Origin of the sequence: Sphingomonas changbaiensis NBRC 104936 (genome assembly GCF_000974765.1) — a bacterium.
In the GTDB taxonomy this organism is placed as follows: Bacteria; Pseudomonadota; Alphaproteobacteria; order Sphingomonadales; family Sphingomonadaceae; genus Sphingomonas_B; species Sphingomonas_B changbaiensis.
Map to the genome: position 1 here is coordinate 1 of NZ_BBWU01000023.1, position 24,223 is coordinate 24,223.

27 protein-coding genes and 1 other RNA gene are annotated in these 24,223 nt (G+C 66.6%); 9 read left to right on the plus strand and 19 right to left on the minus strand.

The window, feature by feature from the left end; translation table 11 throughout:
- Positions 1-60 precede the first annotated feature (60 nt).
- Together SCH01S_RS05600 and ndhC are read right to left on the minus strand one after the other, a co-directional pair.
- The gene (locus tag SCH01S_RS05600) at positions 61-612 is read right to left on the minus strand and encodes a NuoB/complex I 20 kDa subunit family protein (protein ID WP_046347807.1); all 552 of its coding nucleotides are present in this window, start codon (positions 610-612) and stop codon (positions 61-63) included.
- Positions 603-980, minus strand: coding sequence for an NADH-quinone oxidoreductase subunit A (gene ndhC, locus SCH01S_RS05605; protein WP_046347808.1), 378 nt, complete (start codon positions 978-980; stop codon positions 603-605). Before ndhC ends, SCH01S_RS05600 begins: the two co-directional genes overlap by 10 nt.
- A 146-nt stretch (positions 981-1,126) precedes the next feature.
- On the opposite strand from ndhC, the gene SCH01S_RS05610 reads away from it, so the two are divergent.
- On the plus strand, positions 1,127-2,752 hold the full coding sequence (locus tag SCH01S_RS05610; protein ID WP_052733797.1) for an MFS transporter: 1,626 nt from the start codon (positions 1,127-1,129) through the stop codon (positions 2,750-2,752).
- Between the two features lie 151 nt (positions 2,753-2,903).
- Here the strand turns inward: SCH01S_RS05610 and SCH01S_RS05615 are convergent, their stop codons facing one another.
- From SCH01S_RS05615 to SCH01S_RS05630, 4 genes are all read right to left on the minus strand, one after another.
- Positions 2,904-3,704 carry an inositol monophosphatase family protein gene (locus SCH01S_RS05615; RefSeq protein WP_046347850.1) on the minus strand — a complete coding sequence of 267 codons (801 nt, stop codon included), beginning with the start codon at positions 3,702-3,704 and terminating at the stop codon, positions 2,904-2,906.
- A 200-nt stretch (positions 3,705-3,904) separates the two neighbouring features.
- Positions 3,905-4,468 (minus strand): elongation factor P, encoded by a 564-nt coding sequence (gene efp / locus SCH01S_RS05620; RefSeq protein ID WP_046347809.1) that lies wholly within the window; start codon positions 4,466-4,468, stop codon positions 3,905-3,907.
- Positions 4,469-4,505: 37 nt separating this feature from the next.
- The gene (locus SCH01S_RS05625; protein WP_046347810.1) at positions 4,506-5,096 is read right to left on the minus strand and encodes a M23 family metallopeptidase; all 591 of its coding nucleotides are present in this window, start codon (positions 5,094-5,096) and stop codon (positions 4,506-4,508) included.
- 4 nt (positions 5,097-5,100) lie between these two features.
- Positions 5,101-6,105, minus strand: coding sequence for a L,D-transpeptidase family protein (locus tag SCH01S_RS05630; protein WP_046347811.1), 1,005 nt, complete (start codon positions 6,103-6,105; stop codon positions 5,101-5,103).
- 168 nt (positions 6,106-6,273) lie between these two features.
- Here SCH01S_RS05630 and SCH01S_RS16740 point away from each other — a divergent pair, with 168 nt between their 5' ends.
- A complete protein-coding gene (locus tag SCH01S_RS16740; RefSeq protein ID WP_169746359.1) occupies positions 6,274-6,456 on the plus strand; it encodes a hypothetical protein in 183 nt (60 codons plus the stop codon).
- On the opposite strand, the gene thiE is transcribed toward SCH01S_RS16740, so the two are convergent.
- The gene (gene thiE, locus SCH01S_RS05640) at positions 6,453-7,115 is read right to left on the minus strand and encodes a thiamine phosphate synthase (RefSeq protein ID WP_046347813.1); all 663 of its coding nucleotides are present in this window, start codon (positions 7,113-7,115) and stop codon (positions 6,453-6,455) included. The genes SCH01S_RS16740 and thiE overlap by 4 nt on opposite strands.
- Here thiE and SCH01S_RS05645 point away from each other — a divergent pair.
- A complete protein-coding gene (locus SCH01S_RS05645; RefSeq protein WP_245612166.1) occupies positions 7,100-7,855 on the plus strand; it encodes a DUF72 domain-containing protein in 756 nt (251 codons plus the stop codon). The two genes, thiE and SCH01S_RS05645, sit on opposite strands and share 16 nt — an antisense overlap.
- A gap of 26 nt (positions 7,856-7,881) precedes the next feature.
- Positions 7,882-8,829, plus strand: a complete 948-nt coding sequence (locus tag SCH01S_RS05650; protein WP_046347815.1) for a phosphatase PAP2 family protein — start codon at positions 7,882-7,884, stop codon at positions 8,827-8,829.
- A 7-nt stretch (positions 8,830-8,836) separates the two neighbouring features.
- On the opposite strand, the gene SCH01S_RS05655 is transcribed toward SCH01S_RS05650, so the two are convergent.
- The 6 genes from SCH01S_RS05655 to tkt form a co-directional block, all read right to left on the minus strand.
- On the minus strand, positions 8,837-9,502 hold the full coding sequence (locus tag SCH01S_RS05655) for an O-methyltransferase (protein WP_046347816.1): 666 nt from the start codon (positions 9,500-9,502) through the stop codon (positions 8,837-8,839).
- A 14-nt stretch (positions 9,503-9,516) separates the two neighbouring features.
- Positions 9,517-10,422 (minus strand): fructose bisphosphate aldolase, encoded by a 906-nt coding sequence (locus tag SCH01S_RS05660; RefSeq protein WP_046347817.1) that lies wholly within the window; start codon positions 10,420-10,422, stop codon positions 9,517-9,519.
- Between the two features lie 76 nt (positions 10,423-10,498).
- Complete coding sequence (locus SCH01S_RS05665; protein ID WP_046347818.1) at positions 10,499-11,692, minus strand: phosphoglycerate kinase; 1,194 nt, start codon at positions 11,690-11,692, stop codon at positions 10,499-10,501.
- Positions 11,689-12,102, minus strand: coding sequence for an MOSC domain-containing protein (locus SCH01S_RS05670; protein ID WP_046347819.1), 414 nt, complete (start codon positions 12,100-12,102; stop codon positions 11,689-11,691). The genes SCH01S_RS05665 and SCH01S_RS05670 overlap by 4 nt, the downstream gene beginning before the upstream one ends.
- Before the next feature lie 50 nt (positions 12,103-12,152).
- Positions 12,153-13,160, minus strand: a complete 1,008-nt coding sequence (gap, locus tag SCH01S_RS05675; RefSeq protein WP_046347820.1) for a type I glyceraldehyde-3-phosphate dehydrogenase — start codon at positions 13,158-13,160, stop codon at positions 12,153-12,155.
- 9 nt (positions 13,161-13,169) lie between these two features.
- Positions 13,170-15,134: a transketolase gene (gene tkt, locus SCH01S_RS05680; RefSeq protein ID WP_046347821.1), complete on the minus strand. Its 1,965-nt coding sequence runs from the start codon at positions 15,132-15,134 to the stop codon at positions 13,170-13,172.
- A 136-nt stretch (positions 15,135-15,270) separates the two neighbouring features.
- Here tkt and SCH01S_RS05685 point away from each other — a divergent pair, with 136 nt between their 5' ends.
- The 3 genes from SCH01S_RS05685 (at position 15,271) to ssrS (ending at position 15,972) form a co-directional block, all read left to right on the plus strand.
- Positions 15,271-15,462 carry a hypothetical protein gene (locus SCH01S_RS05685; protein WP_046347822.1) on the plus strand — a complete coding sequence of 64 codons (192 nt, stop codon included), beginning with the start codon at positions 15,271-15,273 and terminating at the stop codon, positions 15,460-15,462.
- A 19-nt stretch (positions 15,463-15,481) separates the two neighbouring features.
- Positions 15,482-15,805, plus strand: a complete 324-nt coding sequence (locus SCH01S_RS05690; protein ID WP_046347823.1) for a cell division protein ZapA — start codon at positions 15,482-15,484, stop codon at positions 15,803-15,805.
- 11 nt (positions 15,806-15,816) lie between these two features.
- A non-coding RNA gene (gene ssrS / locus SCH01S_RS16035) (6S RNA) lies at positions 15,817-15,972 on the plus strand.
- A gap of 10 nt (positions 15,973-15,982) precedes the next feature.
- Here ssrS and fabG read toward each other — a convergent pair.
- Genes fabG through SCH01S_RS05710 form a run of 4 tightly spaced genes read right to left on the minus strand, consistent with a single transcriptional unit; the run spans position 15,983 to position 19,064 of the window.
- Positions 15,983-16,723, minus strand: a complete 741-nt coding sequence (gene fabG, locus SCH01S_RS05695) for a 3-oxoacyl-[acyl-carrier-protein] reductase (protein WP_046347824.1) — start codon at positions 16,721-16,723, stop codon at positions 15,983-15,985.
- 4 nt (positions 16,724-16,727) lie between these two features.
- On the minus strand, positions 16,728-17,153 hold the full coding sequence (locus SCH01S_RS05700; protein WP_046347825.1) for a GxxExxY protein: 426 nt from the start codon (positions 17,151-17,153) through the stop codon (positions 16,728-16,730).
- A gap of 36 nt (positions 17,154-17,189) precedes the next feature.
- A complete protein-coding gene (fabD, locus tag SCH01S_RS05705; protein WP_046347826.1) occupies positions 17,190-18,122 on the minus strand; it encodes an ACP S-malonyltransferase in 933 nt (310 codons plus the stop codon).
- 30 nt (positions 18,123-18,152) lie between these two features.
- On the minus strand, positions 18,153-19,064 hold the full coding sequence (locus tag SCH01S_RS05710) for a diacylglycerol/lipid kinase family protein (protein ID WP_046347827.1): 912 nt from the start codon (positions 19,062-19,064) through the stop codon (positions 18,153-18,155).
- Between the two features lie 94 nt (positions 19,065-19,158).
- Between SCH01S_RS05710 and SCH01S_RS05715 the strand changes: the two genes are divergently transcribed.
- Complete coding sequence (locus SCH01S_RS05715) at positions 19,159-20,475, plus strand: amino acid permease (protein ID WP_052733799.1); 1,317 nt, start codon at positions 19,159-19,161, stop codon at positions 20,473-20,475.
- On the opposite strand, the gene SCH01S_RS05720 is transcribed toward SCH01S_RS05715, so the two are convergent.
- Complete coding sequence (locus tag SCH01S_RS05720; protein ID WP_046347828.1) at positions 20,460-21,647, minus strand: aromatic ring-hydroxylating oxygenase subunit alpha; 1,188 nt, start codon at positions 21,645-21,647, stop codon at positions 20,460-20,462. The two genes, SCH01S_RS05715 and SCH01S_RS05720, sit on opposite strands and share 16 nt — an antisense overlap.
- A 179-nt stretch (positions 21,648-21,826) precedes the next feature.
- Between SCH01S_RS05720 and SCH01S_RS05725 the strand changes: the two genes are divergently transcribed.
- Positions 21,827-23,572 (plus strand): N-acyl-D-amino-acid deacylase family protein, encoded by a 1,746-nt coding sequence (locus SCH01S_RS05725; RefSeq protein ID WP_046347829.1) that lies wholly within the window; start codon positions 21,827-21,829, stop codon positions 23,570-23,572.
- Between the two features lie 142 nt (positions 23,573-23,714).
- On the opposite strand, the gene SCH01S_RS05730 is transcribed toward SCH01S_RS05725, so the two are convergent.
- Entirely contained in the window at positions 23,715-24,068 is a 354-nt protein-coding gene (locus tag SCH01S_RS05730) for an endonuclease domain-containing protein (RefSeq protein WP_046347830.1), read from the minus strand.
- Positions 24,069-24,223: the final 155 nt, after the last annotated feature.

Here is a 24,223-nt window from a genome sequence, read left to right on the forward strand (position 1 = left end):
CCTCCGTCAGGCCTGCGGCCTGCCACCTCCCCGTCCCGGGGAGGATTTCGTGTTCGCCCATCACCGTTCGATCGTCCCCGCGCGGCGGATTTTCCGTTGCAGCTGCATGATGCCGTACAGCAGCGCCTCGGCGGTCGGCGGGCAGCCGGGGACGTAGATGTCGACCGGCACGATCCGGTCGCAGCCGCGCACGACGCTGTAGCTATAGTGGTAATAGCCGCCGCCGTTCGCGCACGATCCCATCGAGATCACATAGCGCGGCTCCGACATCTGGTCGTAGACGCGGCGCAGCGCCGGCGCCATCTTGTTGCAGAGCGTGCCGGCGACGATCATCACGTCCGACTGGCGCGGGGACGCGCGCGGCGCGACCCCGAACCGCTCGAGGTCGTAACGCGGCATGTTCACATGGATCATCTCGACCGCGCAGCAGGCGAGACCGAACGTCATCCACCACAGCGAGCCGGTCCGCGCCCACTGGAACAGGTCCTCGGTCGAGGTGACCAGAAAGCCCTTGTCGGTCAGTTCCGAGTTCAGGTCGTTGAAGTAATTCTGGTCGGGAAGCTTGCCTTCGGGCGGGAAGACGTTCTCGGCCGGGCTGAGCATCACTCCCATTCCAGCGCTCCCTTCTTCCACGCATAGATGTAGCCGAGCACCAGTTCGCCGAGGAAGATCATCATCGCGATCCAGCTCGCCCAGCCCACGCTGAACAGCGAAACCGCCCAGGGCCACAGGAACGCGGCCTCGAGGTCGAAGATGATGAACAGAATCGCCACCAAGTAAAAGCGCACGTCGAACTGGCTGCGGCTGTCCTCGAACGCGGGAAAGCCGCATTCATATTCGCTGAGCTTTTCCGGATAGGGCTGGTGCGTGCCCGTCAGCCGCGCCGCGATCATCGGCAGGAAGACGAACGCGCTCGACAGCAGCAACGCCACGCCCAGGAACAACAGGATCGGCAAATAGCCGGCGGCGACCGACGCCATCACATAACTCCGTCAGGTGCGCGCTGCGTGAAGGGACACGCAGCGGACTTGGGCGGGCATCTAGGCCGGAGGTGGCGTTGACGCAACACCTTACCCGCCCGCGAAAAGAGCGGAACACGCCCTCCCCCTCGCCGGTTCACCCTGACATGCTTCAGCCCCAGGCGCATATCAGCGCGCAGGAGTGCGAGCGCGGCATCCGCTTCCTGATGATCGACGCCGCCGCAGCCACCGCGATCGGCGCGCTCAACAGCGGCGTGGTGCTGCTCGCGCTGGCGCTGCACATCGGCGCGTCGACGATCGCGATCGGCTATCTTGCCGCCATTCCGCTGCTCACTCAGGTGCTGCAGGCGCCGATGGTGAAGCTGGTCGAGCGGGTGCGGCGGCGCAAATTGCTCTCCGTCTCCGGCGTGTTCATTGCCCGGCTGGCCCTCCCGATCTACGCGGCGGTCCCGTTCATCCCCAGCCGGCGCGTCGCGACCATCGTCCTGCTCTGTGCCGCCCTGCTCCATTATGGCGTGAACGCGGCCTCGGCCTGCAGCTGGAATAGCTGGATCCGGGACCTGGTCCCGGCGGACCGGCTGGGTCACTTCTCCTCCCGGCGCGGGCTTTACGGGACCATCGTCAGCGCCGGCGCGACGGTCACGGCGGCGGTCGCGCTCGGCTGGGCTCAAGGCTCGGAAACGATCGGCGACCGCATCTTCAGCGCGCTCTACATCGCCGGTTTCATCTTCGGCCTGATCAGCGCTGCGGCGCTCGCCCAGGTGCCGGAGCCGGTGATGGCCGCGGAAAGCGTCGGCGCGCCGCTGCACCGCCTGCTCTGGGAACCGCTGCGCCACGCCAATTTCCGCAAGCTGCTGCGCTATGTCGCCAGCTGGCAATTCGCGGTGAACCTCGCGACGCCGTTCTTCACCGTCTATTTCGTCCGCGCGCTCGGCTTCAGCATGAGCTTCGTGCTGATGCTGACCGTGATCAGCCAGCTCGCCAATGTCGCCTTCGTGCGCCAATGGGGGCGACTCAGCGACCGCTTCACGAACAAGTCGACGCTGGCGGTCGCGAGCCCGCTCTATCTCCTCTGCGTCGCCGCGATGGCGTTCGCGAGCGATGTTCCCGGCGATACCGCGCGCGCGACCTACCTGATCCTGCTCCACATCGTGATGGGCGCAAGCGGCGCCGGGGTCGGGCTCGCGGCGGGGAATATCGTGATGAAGCTCAGCCCGTCGGGAGCGGCGACCAGCTTCATGGCGACCAATGCGCTGGTCAGCGCGCTTGCTGCCGGCTCGGCGCCGATCGTCGGCGGCTGGGCGGCGGATTTCTTCGCGCGCCGCCGGCTTGAGCTGTCGCTCAACTGGTTCAGCCCGTCAGGCGTCGAGCAATTGCTCGGCATCACCTTCTCGCACTGGGAATTCTTCTTCCTGCTGTCGGCGCTGCTGGGCCTCTACAGCCTGCACCGGCTGTCCGCGATCGAGGAGCCGGGCGCGGTCGAGCGCCGCGAGGTGGTGCAGCACATCTTCACGTCGGCGCGCCGTACGCTGCGCAATGCCTCGTCCGTGGCTGGCCTGCGCCTGGCCGTCACCTTCCCGGGCGGCGAGCTGATCAAGCTGCGCGAGCGCGCGCCGCTGCTGCTGGAAAATCTCTTCGAGGACGAAAAGCGCGTCGCGGCGGCCCCGCCCCGGTCCGCCGCGCTGGCAAAGCTGTTGGGTTCGGCGTTCGAACAGCCGGCCAACGATGCGGATTTCGAGGACCTGCTGAAACGGCTGGACCACGCAGCCTGACGAAACGCTGTCCTACACCCCGGCGGCTGTGCCATGCTGCCGCCGGCTCTTTCTCAACGTTCAATCGATCGGTGCGCGGTCCGTTCACGGGAAAGGGAAAATTTTCCCGATTCCATGTAAAAGTCGTCCATGTTGCCCAGGTCGTCCGCGGTCAGCGCAGCGCGCCCGCGACCAATTTGTGCAGCCGGGAATGGAGCGCGTCGTTGGCGGCCAGGAACTCGCTGCGTTCCATCGCGCGGTCGCCGCCGCGGAAATCGGTGACGAAGCCGCCCGCCTCGCGCACCAGCAGGATGCCGGCGGCGACGTCCCAAGGCTTCAGGCCCGCTTCCCAGAAGCCGTCATACCGGCCGCCCGCGACCCAGGCGAGATCCAGCGCGGCGGAGCCGAAGCGGCGGATGCCGGCGACTTCGGGCGCGACCGCGCCGAAGATCCGGCTCCACTGCGCCATGTCGCCATGGCCCTTGAACGGGATGCCGGTCGCGATCAGCGCTTCGTCGAGGGTGCGGCGCGAGGAAACGCGCAGGCGCTGGTCCTGCAGCCACGCGCCCCGACCCTTCTCCGCCCAGAAGCTCTCGTCGGTCAGCGGCTGGTAGACCAGGCCGCTGGTGATCTCGCCCGACGGCTCCTGCACCGCGATCGAGATCGCGAAGTGGGGAATGCCGTGCAGGAAGTTGGACGTGCCGTCCAGCGGATCGACGATCCAGCGCGGCTTCGACGGATCGCCTTCGATCTCGCCCGCTTCCTCGAGCAGGAATCCCCAGTCCGGCCGCGCCTTCTTCAGCTCGTCGAACAGCGTGCGCTCGGCCCGCTGGTCGGCCATAGACACGAAGTCGGCCGGGCCTTTGCGCGAGACCTGGAGGTGCTGCACCTCGTTGAAGTCGCGCCGCAGCCGCGGCCCCGCCTTGCGCGCCGCGCGCTCCATGACGGTGAGAAGGCCGGAATGGGATGGCAAATCCAAAGCTCCAATCAGCCCCTCTCCCATCGGGAGAGAGTATCAGGTCGGTGATGCTCCCAGCATCACCTGAACAGCGCGGGGCGCTGTTCACCTGATACTGGGCCCAAGCCGCAGGCTTGGGAGGGTGAGGGTGAGGTGGTCGCCCTCACCCGGCCGTCGCTACGCTCGGCCACCCTCTCCCGACGGGAGAGGGTTGGTTAATCCGCCCGACGGACGTACGTCTTCTCATACACGTCGACCACGATCCGGGTTCCGCTCGCGATGTGCGGCGGGACCATCACGCGGACGCCGTTGTCGAGCACGGCCGGCTTGTAGCTGGACGACGCGGTCTGCCCCTTCACCACCGCGTCGGCCTCGACGATCGTCGCTTCGATCGTGTCGGGCAGCTGCACGGAGATCGGGCGCTCGTCATAGAGTTCGAGCACCACGTCCATGCCGTCCTGCAGGAACGCGGCCTCGTCGCCCAGCATGTCGGCGCTGAGCGTGATCTGGTCGTAGGTGTCCTTGTCCATGAAGGTCAGCTGGTCGCCGTCGCGGAACAGGAACTGGAAGTCCTTGGTGTCCAGACGCACCCGCTCGACCGTCTCGGCAGAGCGGAAGCGGACATTGGTCTTGCGGCCGTCGATGAGGTTCTTCATCTCGACCTGCATATAGGCGCCGCCCTTGCCCGGCTGGGTATGCTGGATCTTCACGGCGCGCCACAGGCCGCCTTCATATTCGATGATGTTGCCGGGACGGATGTCCACGCCGCTGATCTTCATGTCGGTTCCTGAGAAAGACTGGAAAGTGGCGCGGGCCTTAGCTGGCGGCGGCCTTTCCGGCAAGCAGCGGGTATGGATTGACTTCCTGGCCCTGCCACCAGCCCTCCCCCGGCGCCATGTGCTTGATCTCGAAATGGAGGTGCGGCGCCTCCGGGCTGGCGTCGCCGGTCGAGCCGACCGTCGCGATCACGTCGCCGGTGCCGACCTGCTGCCCCTCGACGAGCCCGGGCCGGTAGGCATCCAGATGCGCGTAGTAATAGACGGTCGAGCCGTCGGGGCTGCGGATGTAAACGGTGTGGCCGCCATCGTGGCTCTCGAAGATCTTCTCGATCCGGCCCGGCGCCGCCGCGACGACCGGCGTTCCGCGCGGCGCCATGATGTCGATCGCGTGATGCTCGCGCGTGCCGTTGCCGCGGCTCTGGCCCCAGGTGTCGGTCAGCTGCTCCGGCTTCACGCCGGCGACCGGGATCACGAGACCGGCGCCGGCCGGAGCGGAGGCCGCAGAGGTCTGCGTCGGCTGCGGCGTCGGCAGTGCAACCGGCGCGCGAGAACTCGGCCCCAGCATCAGCGCGAACGCGATCGCGCCGAGGATGAAGATCAGGAGGAGGAACCAGCCGAGCCTGTTCAAGCGCCTATTCCTGGAAGATCGCCGGCGTGCCGCGCTTGACCATCAGCGACAGGCGCGCGGCATCCCAGTTGGTCATCCGGATGCAGCCATGGCTTTCGGTCCGGCCGATCGTCTGCGGCTCCGACGTGCCGTGGATGCCGTAATGTTCCTTGGTCAGGTCCATCCAGATCACCCCCACCGGACCATTGGGGCCGGCCGGCAGCATCTGCTCCTCATCGCCGGCCTTCGCATCCCAGAACAGGTCGGGGTTGTAGTGGAACTTCGGGTTGTAGGAAAAGGTGGTGATCTTCCAATTCCCGATCGGCAGCGGGTCGTGGGCCGAGCCCATCGTGACGGGAAACTGGCCGACCACGCGGTCGCCGGCGAACACGCGCAGCACGCCGTCCGATTTGTCGACCACGACCCGGTCGCCCTGCGGCTGGCGCGCGTCGACGTTCAGGCTGGACAGCGTCTGCCGCCATCCCGTGTCCTTGACCTGCGCATAGTCGCGCGAGCTGGGCAGGATTCCGGGCACGGTTATGACCTGTCCGGTCTTCAGCGGCGTGTCGGGGCTGTTCAGCGCAACCAATGTCGCCGGCGAGGTATGAAAGCGCTCAGCGATCTTCTCGAGCGCCGTCCTGTAGCAAAGGCAAGGCAGTTTCGCCTGCTCCTCCGGATCCTTGGGGATCGGGTTGACGAACGGCCCGGAAACGTCCTCGCGGGCAATCCGCACCTGGATCGTCGGCCGGTTGCCGCGGAACGGATAGAGCGCATGCAACGTCGGCTGGTCGATCTTGCCGGTCGGCTCCAGCCCATGCGTTTCCTGGAAGCCGCGCAGCGCGAGCCGCAGCGACTCGCCTTCCTTGCCGTCGATCACGCCGGGCGAGAAGCCGAGCTTGTCGAGGATGACCTGGACATGCATCACCGTCCGATCGATGTCGGAACCGGCAGGCGCCGTCTCCGTCCGCGCTGCGGTGGCTGCCGCGATCGTCAAAGCGGCGACGGCCGCGGCTTTCAGAACTCGTTTCACGCCTGAGCTACTCCTGCTGATCCAGGCCAAACGCGGAGCAGCACGTTTCTTTCCGGCAGAGAAATGACCGGGCCGGATCGCAGCTTCGTCGCCGCGTCCGTCGCTTTCGTCGCTTCTGTGCAATACGCCCGGCCGAAGTGCGCGTATCCGACGATCGGGAGCCGCACCGTGTCAGATGTCGTGAAGCCGAATCATCCGAAGCCGCTGGCGCCTGCCGTGGGCAAATTCGGCGAGTTCTCGAAAGACGGCGGTGGCGAAGGCCGCCGCCCGACCGGCTGCCCGAGCCTGGAGCAATTCGAGACGCGCTTCCTGTTCGCGAACGATCAGAAGCACCCGCCCCACGCTGCCTAGGCGAGCAGCTCCGTAAAGCGCCGCACCGCCTGCGCTTCGCCTTCGGGCGCGTTCCAGACCGCGCCGCACACAGCGATGAAATCGGCGCCTGCATCGATCAATGGCCGGGCATTATCGGGCGTGATGCCGCCGATCGCGACGCACGGAATCTCGAAGATCGTCGACCACCAGTCGAGGATCGACGGATCGGGCCGGTGCCGGACCTCCTTGGTCGTGGTCGGGTAGAATGCGCCGAACGCGACATAGTCCGCGCCGGCTTCGCCCGCCTCCATCGCGAGGTGCTTGCTGTCATGGACCGTGACGCCGATCTGCGCCCCCGGCCCCAGCACCCGTCGTGCATCGCGCGGGTCGCCGTCGTCCTGGCCCAGATGCACCCCGTCGGCGCCAAGCCGCTTCGCCAGCGCGATCGAATCGTTGACGATGAACGCGACGTCACGCTCGGCACAGATGCGCTGCAGCGGCTCGGCCAGCGCCGCGGCCCGGTGCTGGTCGACCTCCTTCACCCGGAACTGGAAGGCCGCGACGGGCCCCGCGTCGAGAGCGCGCGCGAGCCGGTCGGGGAAGGCTCCGCCCACGTCCAGCGGCGAGATCAGGTAAAGCTGGCAGGGATCGCGTTCTTCGTCGCGCGCGAACAGTTCGGCGAATGACTCGTTGGACATGGATGATCCGTATCGGCTGCTCCGGCTGGAACTACCGGCATTGGCGCGGGGACTTCTACCCCGAAGGCGTGCCCGTCAAGCGCTGGTTCGCGCATTACGCCCAGGCGTTCGACACGGTCGAGATCAACGCGAGCTTCTACCGCCGGCCGACCGCCGAGACGTTCGCCAAGTGGCGCGAGCAGGCGCCGGAGGGTTTCTGCTACGCGGTCAAGGCGCCGCGCTTTATCACGCACATGCGCAAGCTGAAGGAATGCGAGGAGAGCATCGCCGAGTTCCTGGCCCGCGCGCGGCATCTGCGACCGGCGCTCGGGCCGATCCTCTACCAGCTTCCGCCGAACTGGCGCTTCGATCGCGAGCGGCTGGAAAGCTTTCTGGCCCTACTGCCGAGGGACCTTACCCATGTCTTCGAATTTCGGGAGCCGAGCTGGCTGGCGGACGAGGTGCTGGCGATCCTCGACGCGGCCGGCGTGGGCTTTTGCGCCCACGACTTCCCCGGCCTCGCCACACAGAGGGCAGCGACCGGCAACACCGCCTATGTCCGCTTCCACGGCACGAGCGGAAAATATTGGGGCCGCTATTCAAAAGAGGCGCTGCGAGACTGGGCAGACTGGATGCGCGGCCAGGAAGCCGAAGGGCGGGCGGTCTGGGCCTATTTCAACAACGACATCCACGCCCACGCGATCGCGGATGCGACCGCGCTGAAGGTCCAGATCGGACGAGATGCAGCGAGCCCGAGTTAGGCTAACCTTCACGAATTCCCTCCTAATTGGCGGTCGAGGGGGAGCCGACAATCCTGACCATCTCACGCACCGGCGCCTGGCTCTTCCTGAGCTGCGGCCTCACCGCTGCCCTGTTGATCCTGGCTGCCCTGGGACTCTCGATCGACTGGTGGGCGAGTCGATCCGGCCTGCTTCTGATCGCAGCCGGTGGCGGCCTGGCCCTGTTCCGCGGGCGCGTGCAAAATCCGCTGGTCGGAAAGCTGATCGATGCGCTCGAAGGCTTGTCCTTCTTTTTCGGCGTGACGGTGTTCGGGATTCTGCTGACCTACGCCGCCGCAAAGGCGTCCGTCGGTTATTATGACGCGTGGCTCGCCGCTGCCGATGTCCGTCTCGGCTTCAACTGGACAGCCATGTACGATTTCATGGACCGGCATCGCTGGCTGATGGTGCCATCGAAGCAGATGTATTTCAGCATCTTCGCGTCGCCGATCATCGTCATTTGCGCGCATGCCCTGACGGGCAGGACAGAGCGGTTAAGGGCCTTTCTGATCTGCTTTGCGATTGCGCTGGCGATCACGGCCGCCGTCTTCCTCTACGTACCAGCGCAATCGGCCCTGCCGTACTGGATCGGTCGGCATCCGTCTTACCCGGCCGCCGTGACCGACCAGCATGTGATCGTGATCGACGCGCTCCGGGCCGGCACTTTGACGACCATCGATCTGTCACGCCCGGTCGGCCTTGTGAGCTTTCCCAGCTTTCACGCCGCCGCCGCGCTGCTTTTCGTCTGGGCGGCGTGGCCCTTCCGACGGCTTCGCCTCCCTCTCGCCCTGCTGAACCTTGCGATGCTGATCACCACGCCTGTCGAGGGCTCGCACTATCTTGTCGAGATCATCGCGGGGCTCGTCGTCGCCTGCGTCTCGATCGGATGCATCCATGTGCCGGCCCTTCGCGCGGCGGCCGGGTGGAATGCCGGAGCCGATCTCAAAACGGCCTGAGCGCTCGTCAATCGACGATTGCGAGCGCGAGGCCGTCCCATTTCTTCGCGCCGACCGTCTGGACCGCGGTGGCGCTGAGGCGGGGTTCGGCGGCCATGGCCTCGAACAGCGCGCGCGTGCCCTGGACGCGGGGATCGGCGTGGTCGGGATCGAGGATGCCGCCTTCGCGCACGACATTGTCGAACACGATCATCGTGCCCGGCCGCGACAGGCGCACCGCGGCGCGGAGATAAGCGGGATAGCCTTCCTTGTCCGCGTCGACGAAGATGAAGTCGAACGGCTCTTCCCCGTCCGCGATGATCGCGTCGAGCGTCTGGACGGCGGGGCCGACACGGACCTCAACCTTGTCCGCGAGACCGGCGTGCATGATGTTGGAGCGGGCGACCTCGGCATGGTGGGGATCGAGCTCGAGCGTGACCACGCGACCGCCCTTCGGCAGTGCGCGGGCGAGCCAGATCGTCGAATAGCCGCCAAGCGTCCCCACTTCCAGAATCCGCCGCGCGCCCATGCCGCGCGCGAGCAGGTGCAGCATCTTGCCCTGGACGGGAGAGACGTCGATCGCGGGCAGCCCCGCCGCGGCATTGGCGGCCAGCGCGGCGTCGAGCGCCGGATCACCCCCAAGCAGATGGTCCGCGATGTAGCTGTCGACCGCGGACCATTCTGCCTGAGCCATGCCGCTCTCCCCGGCTACGCGTTGACCAGCGCCTTTTGCGTCGAGGCGTGGTGTATCTCGTCGATCGCGCCGCCGAGCGAGCTGTTGAACTGCTCGTCGCTCATCTGGTGGCGCAAGTCCTCCAGCAGCGCGCGGCTGAAGCTGGCGATCATGCCGCGATTCTTCGCGAGCTCCGCGCAGGCTTCGGGCCGGGCATAGCCGCCCGAGAGCGCCACGACGCGCAGCACGCGCGGGTGATCGACCAGCGGGTCGAACAGGCCGGACCTGGCCGGGATCGACAGCTTCAGCATCACCTTGTCGGTGCCGGGCATCGCGTCGAGCGCCTTGGTGAGCTCTTCCAGCAGGATCTGGTCCGCCCCCTCACGCTCGGCGCTCTTGATGTTCACTTCGGGCTCGATGATCGGCACCAGCCCATGGGCGAGCACCTGCTGCGCGACTTCGAACTGCTGCTTCACGATGGCGGCGATGCCCTCGCGATTGGCGAGGTTGACCACCGAGCGCTCCTTGGTGCCGAACACGCCCAGGCTTTTGGCTCGGGCGAGCAGCGCGTCCAGCTCCGGCATCGGCTTCATCAGCTGCACGCCGTTGACCTCCGCCTCCAGGCCCTTGTCGATCTTGATGAAGGGCACGACGCCCTTCTCGATCAGCGCCTGCGGGACCGGCTTGCCGTCCACCTGCCCGTCCATCGTCCGCTCGAACAGGATCGCGCCGATCACTTTCTGCCCATTGAAGCAGGGCGAGCTGATGATGCGGCTGCGCATCTCGTGGATCAGGCCGAACATCTCCTCGTCCGTCGACCAGGCCCCTTCCTCGACGCCATACCCCTTTAGCGCTTTGGGCGTCGACCCGCCGCTCTGGTCGAGCGCGGCGATGAAGCCGTTACCTTCGGCAATCTTGGCGGTCATGTCGGCAGTGTTCATGTTCTTCCCTGATCTGGATTTTGGAGTTTGGGACAGCGCTAACGCCGCGCGTCCGAAACCTCAACGGATCGGATGCTTAACGGTTCAGCGCCGCCACGCCCGGCAGCTCCTTGCCTTCCATCCATTCGAGGAAGGCGCCGCCGGCGGTCGAGACGAAGGTGAAATCGTCGGCGACGCCGGCCTGGTTCAGTGCCGCGACCGTGTCGCCGCCGCCGGCGACCGAGACCAGCGAGCCTTCGCGGGTGAGCGCGGCGGCGGTCTTGGCGAGGCTGACAGTGGCGGCGTCGAAGGGCGGCGTCTCGAACGCGCCGAGCGGGCCGTTCCAGACCAAAGTGCGGCAGGTCTTCAGCACGTCGGCCAACGCCTCGGTCGCCGCAGGGCCGATGTCGAGGATCATCTCGTCGGGCGCGACCTCGTGCACGTTGACGATGCGGGTCGGCGGGTTCGGCTTGAACTCCTTCGCGACCACCACGTCATAGGGCAGATGCACCGTGCAGTTGGCGCGGTCCGCCGCCTCCAGGATCGCCTCGGCCGTGCCGGTCAGGTCATGCTCGCAGAGCGACTTGCCGACATTCACCCCGCGCGCGGCGAGGAAGGTGTTCGCCATGCCGCCGCCGATGATCAGGTGATCGACCTTGGCGACGAGGTGCTTCAGCACATCGAGCTTGGTCGAGACCTTTGCCCCCCCGACCACCGCCGCAACCGGATGCTCGGGATTGCCCAGCGCCTTTTCGAGCGCGCCGAGCTCGGCTTCCATCTGCCGCCCGGCAAAGGCGGGAAGAATGTGCGCGAGGCCTTCGGTCGAGGCATGGGCGCGGTGGGCGGCCGAGAAAGCGTCGTTGACGTAGAGGTCGCCGAGACGCGACATGCCGGCCACCAGCTCGGCATCGTTGCGCTCCTCGCCGGCGTGGAAGCGGGTGTTCTCGAGGACGGCGATATCGCCGGGTTTCAGGTCTGCGACGGCGGCTTCGGCGATCTCGCCTTCGCAATCGTCGATGAACTGGACCGGACGGCCGAGCAGGTCGGACAGCGGCTTGGTGACCAGCGCCAGCGACATTTCCGGATCGCGCTTGCCCTTTGGCCGGCCGAAATGGGCGAGGACCAGGACGATCGCCCCCTTGTCCGACAGCTCGGCGATCGTCGGCACCGCCGCGCGCAGGCGCGTGTCGTCGGTTACCTTCGCTTCGGCGGTCGGCACGTTCAGGTCCTCGCGGACCAGCACGCGGCGCCCACGGATATCCCCCATGTCGTCCAGCGTCTTGTAGCTCATTCCTCACCTTCGATGATGATCGGGTCGCCGACCCGAATGTCGCCGCCGTCGAGCACCCGCGCCAGCGCGCCGCCGCGCCAGTCGGGCGTCAGCACAGCCTTCAGGCCCGGCACGATCGCGTCCATGCGACTGCACGGATCGCACTCGCATGTGATTTCCAGCCGCACGTCGCGGCCGATGCGTATGACCGCGCCAGCACGCTGCGGCAGCTCGACGACGTCCAGCAGCAGGTTCGCGCGGCGTTCCTGCCATTCGACGACCGTGCCCAGCTCCTCGATCGCGGCGAGCCATTTGTCCGCCGCGATCATCGAGACCTGACGCCGATCCTTGCCACCCGGCCGGATCGCGCCGCGGAAGTCGCCCGCCAGTCCGCCCTCACGGGTGACATGGACGTGGTCGAGCACTTCCATCGGCGCACGCGGGAACGCGTGGCGCGCAATCCCGCGAAGAGTGCCTGTCGTCAGCCGAGCCTCGCTATCGCGGTCGCAGTGTCGACCATGCGGTTCGAGAAGCCCCATTCATTGTCGTACCAGGAGACGACGCGGACGAGCTTGCCTTCCAGCACCGCGGTTTCGAGACTGTCGATGGTCGAGGAGGCCGGCGTATGCATCAGGTCGATCGAGACCAGAGGCTCGTCCGAATAGTCGAGGATGCCCGCGAGCCGGCCGCTCTCTGCCGCCGCCTTCAGGATCGCATTGATCTCGTCCCGCGTCGTATCGCGCTTGGGCGTGAAGGTCAGGTCGATCAGGCTCACATCCGGCACCGGCACGCGGATCGCCGATCCGTCGAGCTTGCCCTTCAGCTCCGGCAGCACTTCGCCGACTGCGCGGGCGGCGCCGGTGGTGGTGGGGATCATCGACATGGCGGCCGCGCGGGCGCGACGCAGGTCGGAATGGATCTGGTCCAGGATCTTCTGGTCGTTGGTGTAGGCGTGGACCGTCGTCATCAGCCCGCGCTCGATGCCGACGCTGTCGTTCAGCACCTTGGCGACCGGCGCCAGGCAGTTGGTGGTGCACGACGCGTTCGAGACGATCTTGTCGTTGGCGGTCAGCTTGTCGTCGTTGACGCCATAGACGACGGTCAAGTCGACATTCTTGCCCGGCGCCGAGATCAGCACTTTCTTCGCGCCGGCGGCGATGTGCTTTTCGGCGCTCGCGCGGTCGGTGAAGAAGCCGGTGCATTCGAGCACCAGGTCCACGCCCAGCTCGCCATGGATCAGGTTCGCCGGATCCTTCTCCGCCGTCACACGCACATGCTTGCCGTCGATGACGAGGTCGTTGCCCTCGGCATGGACTTCGCCCGGATGTTTGCCGTGCACGGAATCGCGCTTGAACAGCCAGGCGTTGGACTTGGCATCGGCCAGATCATTGATCGTGACCAGCTCAAGCTCCGAGTTCTTGCGCTCCAGCATCGCCCGCGCGACGAGGCGGCCGATGCGGCCAAATCCATTGATGGCGACTTTGGTCATGTTCGCTCCCTAGTTCTTGAGCGCCGCGAGGATTTGCGGCGCGATCGCGTCGGGTGTGAGCCCGAAATGCTTGTAGAGGTCCGGCGCCGGCGCCGAGGCGCCGTAGCCGTTGATGCCGAAGCGCAGCCCGTCGGCGCCGGTGTAGCGTTCCCAGCCCAGCGTGGTTCCCGCCTCGATCGAAACCTTGAGCACATTGGCCGGCAGCAGGCCCGAGCGGTAATCCGCGTCCTGCGCGTCGAAACGCACCCAGCTCGGCATCGAGACGACGTCGGCGCCGATGCCCTGGGCTTCGAGGCGATCGCGCACGCCGACGGCGATCTCGACTTCCGATCCGGTCGCGATCAGCACCACGCGCCGCGACGCTTCAGCGGCCCGCAGCCGGTAGGCACCGCGGGCGCAGCGGTTCTCGGCCGCCTCTTCGCGAAGCTGGGGCAAATTCTGGCGCGACAGGGCGAGCAACGAGGGACCGTCGGTCCGCTCGAGCGACAGCGCCCAGCATTCGGCCGTCTCGATCGTGTCGCACGGGCGAAGCACGTCGAGGTTGGGGATCAGGCGCAGCGACGTCAGATGCTCGATCGGCTGGTGCGTCGGCCCATCCTCGCCAAGGCCGATCGAATCGTGCGTCATCACATAGACGACGCGCGCGCCCTGGAGCGCGGAGAGGCGGATCGCCGGCCGGCAGTAGTCGGAGAAGACCAGGAACGTGCCGCCGTACGGGATCACGCCGCCGTGCAGCGCAAGGCCGTTCATCGCCGCGGCCATGCCGAACTCGCGGATGCCGTAATAGATGTAGCGGCCCGAATAATCGTCCCGCGTCAAAGGCTTCAGCGCCTTTGTTTTGGTGTTGTTCGAGCCGGTCAGGTCAGCCGAGCCGCCGATCGTCCAGGGCACGGCGGCGTTGATCGCCTCCAGCGCCATTTCGCTTGCCTTCCGCGTCGCGACCTTTTGCGGGTTGGCGAGCAGCCCGTCGATATAGGGCTTCAGCCAGTCCGACGAGACGCGGCCGGCAAGCTGCGCTTCCAGCTCAGTCTTGCGATCACTGGCTTCGAACCGGCTTTGCCAGGCGGATCGATCTTTCCCGCCCCGCGCGCCGAAGCGCTTCCATTCGGCCGCAATCGGCTCGGGAATCACGAATGGCTCGGCCGTCCAGACCAGCGCCTCGCGCGCCGCCGCCACTTCAGCGGCGCCCAGTGCCGAACCGTGGGTTGCAGAAGTGCCCTGCTTGTTCGGCGCGCCCTTGCCGATGATGGTACGGCAAGCGACCAGCGACGGACGCGGGTCGGCAATCGCTTCGTCGAACGCGCGGGCGGTGTCGGCCGGATCATGACCGTCGCAGCGGACAACGTGCCAGCCCGATGCGGTGTATCGCCCGGCGACATCCTCGCTGGTCGAAAGCTCGGTCGAGCCGTCGATGGTGATCTTGTTGTCGTCCCACAAGACGATCAGCCGCCCGAGCTTCAGATGCCCGGCCAGGCCGACTGCTTCATGGTTGATCCCTTCCATCAGGCAGCCGTCGCCGGCGATCACCCAGGTGCGGTGGTCAACCAGCGCGTCGCCGTAGCTGGCATTCAGGTGCCGCTCGGCAATTGCCATGCCGACCGCGGTCGCGAAGCCCTGACCCAGCGGCCCGGTCGTGGTCTCGACGCCCGCCAGCTCGAAATTTTCCGGGTGCCCGGCGCACGGGCTGCCGAGCTGGCGGAAACGCTTGATGTCGTCGATCGTCGGCCGCTCGTATCCGGTCAAATAAAGCAGCGAATAGATCAGCATCGATCCATGCCCCGCCGACAGCACGAAACGGTCGCGGTCGGGCCAATGCGGATCGGCGGGATCGAATTTGAGGTACTGGGTGAACAGCACCGTCGCGACATCGGCCATGCCCATCGGCATGCCCGGATGCCCGGAATTCGCCGCCTCGACCGCGTCCATCGCCAGTGCGCGGATGGCGTTGGCGAGCTGGTCGTGCGTGACGGTCATTTACGGTCCCGAAGTTGAGGATAAGAGGCTGAGTCGTGCTCAGGCGGGCGTGCTTTGCGGTCTTCGTCCCCACGCGTCAACCACGCGCGAAGGAGAGTCGTTTGCGCGGGCGCTTAACCGTGCTAGTTAAGATCGTGTGACAGATGAGCGGCTGGCCCATGCGATCAGGCGGCTCGACCGGGCGCTGGCCCGGGTCGAGGAGGCATCGCAGCGCGCCGCAGCCAAGCCCGATCCCGAACATGCCAAGCTGATGCGGCGCCACGAACGGCTGCGCGAACGAACGCGCGAAGCGATCGCCGCGATCGATCGATTGACGGCAACGGGCTGAAGGCCGGACTGGGGGGACCATGGCCGAAGTTTCGATCGAGGTCGGCGGCCGCCGCTACGAAGTGGCCTGCCGCGACGGCGAGGAGCCGCAGCTCCGCCGCGTTGCCATGCTCGTCGACCAGAAGGCAGAGCAGGCGCGCGCCGCGGTCGGCAACGCCAATGAAAGCCGGCTGCTGCTGCTCGCCGCCTTGCTCCTGGCCGACGAACTCAACGATCTGCGGCAGGGCACGCGCGCGCCGCTGCCGCCCGACACCGATCTGGCATTGGCCGACGCCGTCGAGCAGCTTGCGGCGCGCGTCGAAACCCTCGCTGCGCACCTTGAGGATGGCGGTCCAAGCGCCTAGATTGGCGATGACGGGTACTGCTCGGTGCGAGCCTCAGCATTATCCCTGAGCCGATTAATCATCCATGGGAGCTGTCCCTGGGCGGACCCTGGTTCGCCCTAAACGGCGCCCACCTGACGCTCGGGCGTCAGAGGATATTCCTGGCCAACGGCCATAGCGGTCCCGTCACCCTTTCCCTCAGATCATCGCCATGCCGCCGTTGACGTGCAGCGTCTGGCCGGTGACGTAGCTCGCTTCCTTGGCTGCGAGATAGGCGACTGCGGCGCCGACGTCGGCACCTTCGCCGAGACGCCCGGCGGGAATACGGGTGGTCAGCGCTTCCTTTTGGGCGTCGGGCAGCGCATCGGTCATCGGCGAGGTGATGAAGCCGGGCGCGACACAATTCACGGTGATGCCGCGGCTCGCCAGCTCCTGCGCCAGCGCCTTGGACATGGCGGTCAGCGCACCTTTCGAGGCCGCGTAATTGGCCTGCCCCGGATTGCCGGTCGCGCCGACGACGGAGGTGATCGAGACGATCCGCCCGAAGCGCGCCTTCATCATCGGCTTGGCGGCGGCGCGGCAAAGGCGGAACGCGGCTTCCAGATTGACCCGGATCACCTGGTCCCACTCCTCATCCTTCATGCGCAGGATCAAATTGTCGCGGGTCACGCCGGCATTGTTGACGAGGATATCAAGCTTTCCGCCCAGCGCCTCGACTGCCTGCGGCACCAGCGCATCGACGGCCGCCGCGTCCGACAGATTGCAAGGCAGAATGACCGGATCGCCCCCGATCCGCCCCGCGACCTCGCGCAAAGCCTCTTCCCGCGTCCCCGAAAGCGCCACCCGAGCCCCCTGCCCCGCCAACGCCTCGGCAATCGCAGAACCAATGCCCCCAGAGGCGCCGGTCACAAGGGCAGTCATTCCTGTGAGATCGAACATGTGTTCACTCCTGAATTTTGTTCACGCGAAGACGCGAAGACGCGAAGGAAGTGTGGTCATTGACCACGCGTCGGAGCCCTTCCTTCAAGGTCGCCGCACCGAAATTTATCAGTAGGCCCAATGGTTGCTTCATGAGGCGCAGATAGGTCAGCAACTGCTTCGCATGCGCTTGGGACAGGTGCTCGACAGATTTGATCTCAAGCAAGAGACGACCATCAATAAGAATGTCGACGCGGAATGCATTCTCGAAACGCATGCCGTCGAACTCGATGTCGATCGGCAGTTGCCGATCGACCCTATAGCCCATTGCACTGAGTTTGCCGGCGAGAACCGTCTCGTAAACGCTTTCGAGCAGCCCTGGGCCAAGCTCCCGATGCAGCTTCAGTGCGAGATCGACAACGTCGGCGCTGATAGTTTCAAGGTCCCGCATCGCTCCCCTTCGCGTCTTCGCGGCTTCGCGTGAACCCTAAAGAGACTTCGCCAGTCCCTCGATGTCCTCCATCGAAACGACGCTCACCGCCTCGGCGTCGGGGGTGATGCGTTTGATCATGGGGGCGAGGACCTTGCCGCCGAGTTCGACGAACTGGTGGACGCCCGCCGATTGCATCGCGAGGATGCTTTCCCGCCAGCGGACGGTGCCGGTTACCTGCTCCACCAGCAGGCGGCGGATGTCGGCCGGGTCTGCGACCGGCGCGGCGGTGACGTTTGCGTAGACCGGCACCAGCGGCGCGCGCAGGTCTGCCTTGCCGAGCGCATCCGCCATCGCTTCGGCGGCAGGCTGCATCAGCGGGCAGTGGAACGGCGCGGAGACCGGCAGCGGCATTGCGCGGCCGCCGGCGGCCTTCACCAGATCCGACGCGCGATCGATCGCCGCCTTGTGACCGGAGATCACGACCTGGCCCGGCGCATTGTCGTTCGCGACGGTGCAGACCTCGCCCTGCGCTGCATCCGCGGCAATCTTCGCGACCGCATCGAACTCAAGCTTCAGGATCGCGGCCATCGCGCCGACGCCGACCGGCACCGCCGCCTGCATCGCCTGCCCGCGCAGTCGCAGCAGCTTGGCGGTGGTGGTCAGGTCCAGTGCCTCCGCCGCGCAAAGCGCCGTGTATTCGCCGAGCGAATGGCCGGCGACGAACTCGGCCTTGTCGGCGAGCCGCACGCCACCCTCGCGCTCCAGCACGCGCAGGGTCGCAATCGCGTTCGCCATGATCGCCGGCTGGGCGTTTTCAGTGAGCGTCAGCTCGTCCGCCGGCCCCTCGCACATCAGCCGGAACAGGTTCTGGCCGAGCGCTTCGTCCACTTCCTGGAAGACCTCGCGCGCCGCGGCGCTGGCGTCTGCCAGAGCCTGCCCCATGCCGACGGCCTGGCTGCCCTGCCCCGGAAAGATGAATGCGCGCATGTTCCTGACCCTTGTTGAGAAGGGCGCCGGTTAGGAAGCTCCCGCGTCCGATGCAAGCGGCGCGATCAGCTTCAGCGCCTTGGGGCGGATGCGATAGCGAAGCGGCGTTTCGAGCACCATCGCCTCGCCGTCGGCAGCCACGTGCAAGCGTCCCCGCGGGCTGTCGACGCGCGCCTCACGGCCGGAAATCACGACAAAATCGCGCGCTTCGTCGAGCCGGCCGAGCAGCGCGCGCAGCATCGCCTTGGCAAGGCCGGTCCGGGTTCGTGCCTTGATCGCGCACAGGAACAGCTGCCCTTCGTCGAGCGAAGCGCGCGTGCCAAGACCGAACAGGCCCGTTTCGTAGCGGTTGTTGCCGACGAACAGGATCGGCGTTTCAACCTGCGCCGTCTCCCCGTCCACATTGATCCGCAGCCGCCATTTGGAAAGGCGCCAAAGCGCGCGGCCGGCGGCGCGCGCCATCGCCGGCCATTTGCCGCGGCCCAGATGCTCCTGCTGCCGTTCCCGATCGCGCACCATCAGCGGATAGAGCCCGACCGAGCTGTTGTTGACGAACACGCGTCCGTTCACTTCGGCGATATCGACATGGCGGACGCGCCCGGCGGCGATCACCGCGACCGCGCCTTCGACATCGGCGGGAATTCCGGCGTCGCGCGCGAAATGGTTGAGCGTCCCGAACGGGAGCACGCCCAGCGCGATATCGGTGCCAGCGAGCAGCCCCGCGATCGACCCGACCGTTCCGTCGCCGCCGGCAATGACCAGCACGTCGAGATCGCCCGCCTTTATGAGTTCCCCAGTCCGGTCCCGGATGCATTCAGGCGGAAGCGCCTGGAAATCAGCCTCCAGGCCCGCGGCGGCAAATGCATCGCGCGCCTGCTCGAGCAAATCGGGATTGCGCACAAGCGTCCCGCACGACCGGTTCAGAAGGACAGCAATGCGCATGCCGGGTGAGGGCTAAGACCGGCTCACGGCCGGCGCAAGCATTGCATTGCGCCCGGCACCGAATGCTGCAACACCCCGCGTCCGGGGAGGGCCGATGATGGCCGCCGATATCGAACCGCAACAGCATCGTGCGCTCGGCTTCTGGATGTGCCTGGCGCTGGTCGTCGGCAACATCATCGGCGCGGGCGTGTTCCTGCTGCCCGCCGCGCTGGCGCCGTTCGGGATCAACGCGGTCATCGGCTGGCTCATCACGATTGGCGGCGCGCTGTGCCTCGCCTTCGTGCTGGCGGAATTGGCGAAAGGCCGCTCGGGCGGGCCCTATGCATACACGCGCGAGGCGTTCGGGCCGCTGGCGGCCTTCATGGTCATGTGGAGCTATTGGATATCCATTTGGACGGCCAACGCCGCCATCGCGATCGCGGCGACCAGCTATCTGAGCCGGCTTTTTCCCGCGATCGGCGCGACGCCCGGTTCCGCTGCTGCCGTCGCCATTGGCCTGGTCTGGCTGTTCACGCTGATCAACATGCGCGGGGCCCGCGCTGCAGGCGTCACGCAAGTGATCACGACCATCTTGAAGCTTGTGCCGCTGATTGCGGTGTTCCTGCTCGCCGCTTGGCTGTTCGGGTCCGGGGCCGAACGCCACGTCCGTCTGGTGCCCGTGCCGGTGACGGGCGGCGGGATTGCAGGCGCGGCGGCGCTCGCGCTCTGGTCGGTGATCGGGTTTGAGTCGGCGACCCTGCCGGTTGGGAAGGTGCGGGATCCGGAGCGGACCGTCCCGCGCGCGACCGTCGCCGGGACGCTGATCGCGGGATTGTTTTCGCTGCTGGCCTGTGCTGGAGTGCTGCTGCTCCTGCCCGGCTCACAAGCCGCCGCGTCCCCCGCACCGTTCGCGGACGCGGTCCAGCCGTTCCTTGGATCGAAGGCCGTCGACTTCATTGCCTCCTTCGCCGTCATCAGCGCGCTCGGTGCCCTGAACGGGTGGGTGCTCTGTTCAGGCGAGGTGCCGCTGACGCTCGCGCGCGCGGCGGTGTTCCCGGCCTGGTTCGGCGTCACCGCGCGCAGCGGCGCGCCGGTTCGGGCACAGACGCTGTCGAGCATGCTGGCCTCGCTGCTCGTGCTGACCAACTACAGCCGCTCGCTGACGGGCCTGTTCACGTTCATGGGGCTTATCTCTGCGGCGACATCGCTGCTGCTCTACTTCGCCTGCGCCGCCGCTGCGTTGAAGTTGACGCTGGCGCCGCAATCGAAGGCGGTCGGCGCGCTCGCGCTGATCGGCCTGATCTATTGCCTTTGGGCCTTTTGGGGCGTGGGGGCAGAGTCGACGCTGTGGAGCATCGCGCTGCTGCTGAGCGGACTGCCGCTCTTCTGGCTGATGAGCAGAGTGCCCGCTGCCGCTCAGTCGACGGCCTGAACAGGCGCACGCCGGCTCCAGCCGGGTGTCGGCGCGTGCGGCAGACGCGCTTCCGGAATCAGTCGCCGGACCTTGCGGGCGAAGCTCCTCAGGCAGACCTCGCTCTCGCCCAGCGGCCCGGCGACGTAGCTGGGCGATGCCATGCCCGCCTGGACCCGCTCGATCAGCTTCGTGTCCTCGGCATTGACCTGGCGGTTGATCCGCCAGTTGAGGTACCGCGCCGCCCGCATTTCGCGGCGGTCGTCCGGAAGCGCGTAGCTGATCTCGCGGATCGTTGTCGTGGTCGACGAGGTCGGCAGGAACTGCATGAAATCGACCTGGTCCGGGTAGATGTCGAACGCGACGTTCGGCCAGAGCTTGTAATAGAGCCACAGCCGCTGCTGCGCCTCCGGCAGATGCGCGACGCTCGGCAGGAAATGCTGATAGGCCCGCTCGCTCGGGTTGGCCGAGGGGCGCTCGACCAGCAGGCCGGACATGCGGTCGACATGCGCGTTCGCCTCGATGTCATAGGACCGCCCGAACAGCCGCGTCAGTCCGGGATGGCCGACCGGGATGTGCAGCCCATCCGAATAATTGTCGGCAATCGTCTTCCAGTTGAGCGCGCGCGGGCGGAGCGTCACGCGGCCGATCGGCTGCAGTTCCTCGAAGCGGTAAGGCGCGATCTCATGCTCGTACGGCGCCATCATCTCGGCGACTGAGGGCGCGCCGGGCTCCAGCGTCACGAACACGAAGCCGCGCCACAGCTCCACCGCGATCGGGAACAGGCCGAGTTTCGACTGATCCAGCCCCGGATATTGCGTCTTCATCGGCACGCCGGTCAGCCGCCCGTCGAGATCGTAGGTCCAGGCGTGATAGGGGCAGACGAGCTTCTTTGCGCAGCCGCCGGTGCCGTCGGTCAGCCGCGAGCCGCGGTGACGGCATACGTTCGCGAAGGCGCGCACCGCGCCGTCGTCGCCGCGGATCACGATCACGCTTTCGCCGAGGTAATCGAAGCTCCGCCACTCGCCGGGGCGGGCGAGCTCGTTCACATGGCACACCACTTGCGGCGCCGCGCGCAGGAAGCGCGCGGCCTCTGCCTCGAAGAACTCCGGGTCATGGTAGAGCCAGCCGGGCAGCGACAGATGATCGCCAGGATCGACGTCGAAAGCGATGCGGGCGGGCTGCGTGCTCATGCCGAATCTCTACCTCTCCCATTGGGAGAGGTCGAGTCGCGCGAAAGCGCGACCGGGTGAGGGCGACCGCAGTCAGACGCCATTCGCCCTCACCCCGCTCAGGCCTGCCGGCCTGAGTCGCCCTCTCCCAACGGGAGAGGGAAGATGTTACCGCTTACGTAAACAGCAGGAGAGGCCTCATGCACGACCTGGTGATTCGCGGCGGGACGGTGGTCGACGGATCCGGGGGCGCGCCATTCCAGGCGGATATGGCGATCGACGGCGGGCTGATCACAGCCGTCGGCCAGATCCCCTCCCCCGGCCGCGAGGAGATCGATGCGGCGGGCAAGATCGTCATCCCCGGCTTCGTTGACATCCACACCCATTATGACGGCCAGGCGACCTGGGACGCGGAGATGGCGCCCTCGTCATGGCACGGCGTCACCACGGTCGTGATGGGCAATTGCGGCGTCGGCTTCGCGCCCGCCGCGCCCGAGCGGCACCAATGGCTGATCGGCCTGATGGAAGGCGTCGAGGACATTCCCGGCACCGCGCTGGCCGAAGGCATGACCTGGAATTGGGAGAGCTTTCCCGAATACATGACGGCGCTGGAGAAGCTGCCGCGCACGATCGACGTCGGCTGCCATGTGCCGCACGGCGCGGTTCGCGCCTATGTGATGGGCGAGCGTGGAGCGCGCAACGATGCGCCGACAGAGGCGGAGATAGCCGAGATGTCGCGCATCGTCGAGGAAGGGCTCCGCGCCGGCGCGCTCGGCTTCTCGACCAGCCGCACGGTGATCCACAAGTCGATTGACGGCGAGCTTGTCCCCGGCACCACCGCGACGGCTGAGGAGCTGATCGGCATCGGCCGGGCGATGGCGCGCGTCGGCCATGGCGTGTTCGAAATGGCATCCGACCTCAATCCCGAATGGAACGAGTTCGGCTGGATGGAGAGGCTGTCGAAGGAGACCGGCCTGCCCGTCACGTTCGCGATGCTCCAGTCGCCCTTGAAGGCGATGCACTGGATCGAGCAGATGCGCTCGACCGCACACGCCAACGACAATGGCGCGAACGTCGTCGCGCAGATCTCGCTGCGCGGCACCGGCATATTGATGAACTGGCGCGGCACCGTGCACCCGTTCCGCCTGCGCCCGAGCTGGCAGGCGATTGCCGACCTGCCCTGGCCGGAGCAATATGCCCGCCTGTCCGACCCGGCGTTCAAGGCGCAGCTGCTCGCCGAAGACAATCTGCCGCCGCCGCACCCGGATATCGCCCCGCTGCTGATGATCGTGACCGGCGGCTGGGGCATGCAATTCAAATTGGGGACAGTCCCCAATTACGAGCCGATGCCGGAGGAGAGCATCGCCGCCGTTGCAGCCGCACAGGGCCGGAGCCCACAAGAGATCGCCTATGACATGCTGATGGCGGACGAGGGCAACGGCTTCGTCTACCTGCCGCTGTTGAACTATGCCGACGGCAATCTCGACTTTGTTCGCGACCTGCTGCTGAACCGCGACGACATCGTCATTTCGCTATCCGACGGCGGCGCCCATTGCGGCACGATCTGCGACGCCGCCTCGCCGACCTTCCTGCTCCAGCATTGGGTCCGCGACCGCGCGCGTGGCACGATCCCGCTGGAACTCGCCGTCCGCCGCCAATGCCGCGACACGGCCTTGCTCTACGGCCTCAACGACCGCGGCCTGCTCCGCCCCGGCTATCTCGCCGACCTGAACGTGATCGACCTCGACGCCCTCACCTTGGAGAAGCCGTACCTGGCCTGGGACCTCCCCGCCGGCGGCCGCCGCCTGCTGCAAAAGGCGCGCGGCTATGTGGCGACGGTGAAGTCGGGCGAAGTCACCTTCCGCGGCGGGGAACTCCAGCCCGCGCGCCCGGGCAAGGTGATCCGGGGACCGCGGGCAGAACCAATGGCGATAGCGGCGGAGTGAACCCACCTCTCCCATTGGGAGAGGTCGAGTCGCGCATCAGCGCGACCGGGTGAGGGGATCGGGAGCATAACGTCTCGCTTCGTCTCCCCTCACCCCGCTCGCGGGGTTGCCGCGAGTCGCCCTCTCCCAATGGGAGAGGGACCTAAGCTCCTCGCGCGATCAGCAGATGCTCCCGTATCCGCTCCAACACGCCGTCCAGATTCTCATTCACATCCGAATTCCAAAATCGCAGCACGGCATAACCAGCCTGCTCCAGCGAACGCGTGCGCGCCGCATCCACCTCCAACTGCTCTGCATGCTGGCTGCCATCCAGCTCGACGATCAGCTTCGCCTCAAAGCAACCAAAATCGGCGACGTGTCCGCCGACCGGCATCTGAAACCGAAACTTCGCATTCTCAAGCCGTCGGCCGCGCAAGTGAAACCAAAGCCGATCCTCAACCTCAGTCCGCTCCCGCCGAAGCCGCCGCGCAATGGGAGTCAAACGCTTCCGAGTCACGCCGCAACCCTAATTGATCCCCTCTCCTATCGGGAGGAGAAATGAGTTAGTCCTTGGCCCAATTACTCCTAACAGAATGGCTCACCGTCGTCCCGCATGCTATACCGAGTCCGAGGGACGCAGGGCTCCCGCCTCGCATCCCCGCCGGCCTTGCG

Bases quoted from the DNA above. Each gene is read 5' to 3' on its own strand.
- SCH01S_RS05655 (WP_046347816.1), bottom strand. From the start codon at position 9,502: ATGGCTCAGGCAGAATGGTCCGCGGTCGACAGCTACATCGCGGACCAT.
- ndhC (WP_046347808.1), bottom strand. From the start codon at position 980: ATGGCGTCGGTCGCCGCCGGCTATTTGCCGATCCTGTTGTTCCTGGGC.
- SCH01S_RS05600 (WP_046347807.1), bottom strand. From the start codon at position 612: ATGGGAGTGATGCTCAGCCCGGCCGAGAACGTCTTCCCGCCCGAAGGC.
- SCH01S_RS05720 (WP_046347828.1), bottom strand. From the start codon at position 21,647: ATGAGCACGCAGCCCGCCCGCATCGCTTTCGACGTCGATCCTGGCGAT.
- efp (WP_046347809.1), bottom strand. From the start codon at position 4,468: ATGAAGATCAGCGGCGTGGACATCCGTCCCGGCAACATCATCGAATAT.
- SCH01S_RS05710 (WP_046347827.1), bottom strand. From the start codon at position 19,064: ATGCGCATTGCTGTCCTTCTGAACCGGTCGTGCGGGACGCTTGTGCGC.
- SCH01S_RS05670 (WP_046347819.1), bottom strand. From the start codon at position 12,102: ATGGAAGTGCTCGACCACGTCCATGTCACCCGTGAGGGCGGACTGGCG.
- tkt (WP_046347821.1), bottom strand. From the start codon at position 15,134: ATGACCGTCACGCACGACCAGCTCGCCAACGCCATCCGCGCACTGGCG.
- SCH01S_RS05715 (WP_052733799.1), top strand. From the start codon at position 19,159: ATGATGGCCGCCGATATCGAACCGCAACAGCATCGTGCGCTCGGCTTC.
- fabG (WP_046347824.1), bottom strand. From the start codon at position 16,723: ATGTTCGATCTCACAGGAATGACTGCCCTTGTGACCGGCGCCTCTGGG.
- gap (WP_046347820.1), bottom strand. From the start codon at position 13,160: ATGACCAAAGTCGCCATCAATGGATTTGGCCGCATCGGCCGCCTCGTC.
- fabD (WP_046347826.1), bottom strand. From the start codon at position 18,122: ATGCGCGCATTCATCTTTCCGGGGCAGGGCAGCCAGGCCGTCGGCATG.
- SCH01S_RS05690 (WP_046347823.1), top strand. From the start codon at position 15,482: ATGGCCGAAGTTTCGATCGAGGTCGGCGGCCGCCGCTACGAAGTGGCC.
- SCH01S_RS05645 (WP_245612166.1), top strand. From the start codon at position 7,100: ATGACTCGTTGGACATGGATGATCCGTATCGGCTGCTCCGGCTGGAAC.
- SCH01S_RS05665 (WP_046347818.1), bottom strand. From the start codon at position 11,692: ATGAGCTACAAGACGCTGGACGACATGGGGGATATCCGTGGGCGCCGC.
- SCH01S_RS05725 (WP_046347829.1), top strand. From the start codon at position 21,827: ATGCACGACCTGGTGATTCGCGGCGGGACGGTGGTCGACGGATCCGGG.
- thiE (WP_046347813.1), bottom strand. From the start codon at position 7,115: ATGTCCAACGAGTCATTCGCCGAACTGTTCGCGCGCGACGAAGAACGC.
- SCH01S_RS05660 (WP_046347817.1), bottom strand. From the start codon at position 10,422: ATGAACACTGCCGACATGACCGCCAAGATTGCCGAAGGTAACGGCTTC.
- SCH01S_RS05610 (WP_052733797.1), top strand. From the start codon at position 1,127: ATGCTTCAGCCCCAGGCGCATATCAGCGCGCAGGAGTGCGAGCGCGGC.
- SCH01S_RS05700 (WP_046347825.1), bottom strand. From the start codon at position 17,153: ATGCGGGACCTTGAAACTATCAGCGCCGACGTTGTCGATCTCGCACTG.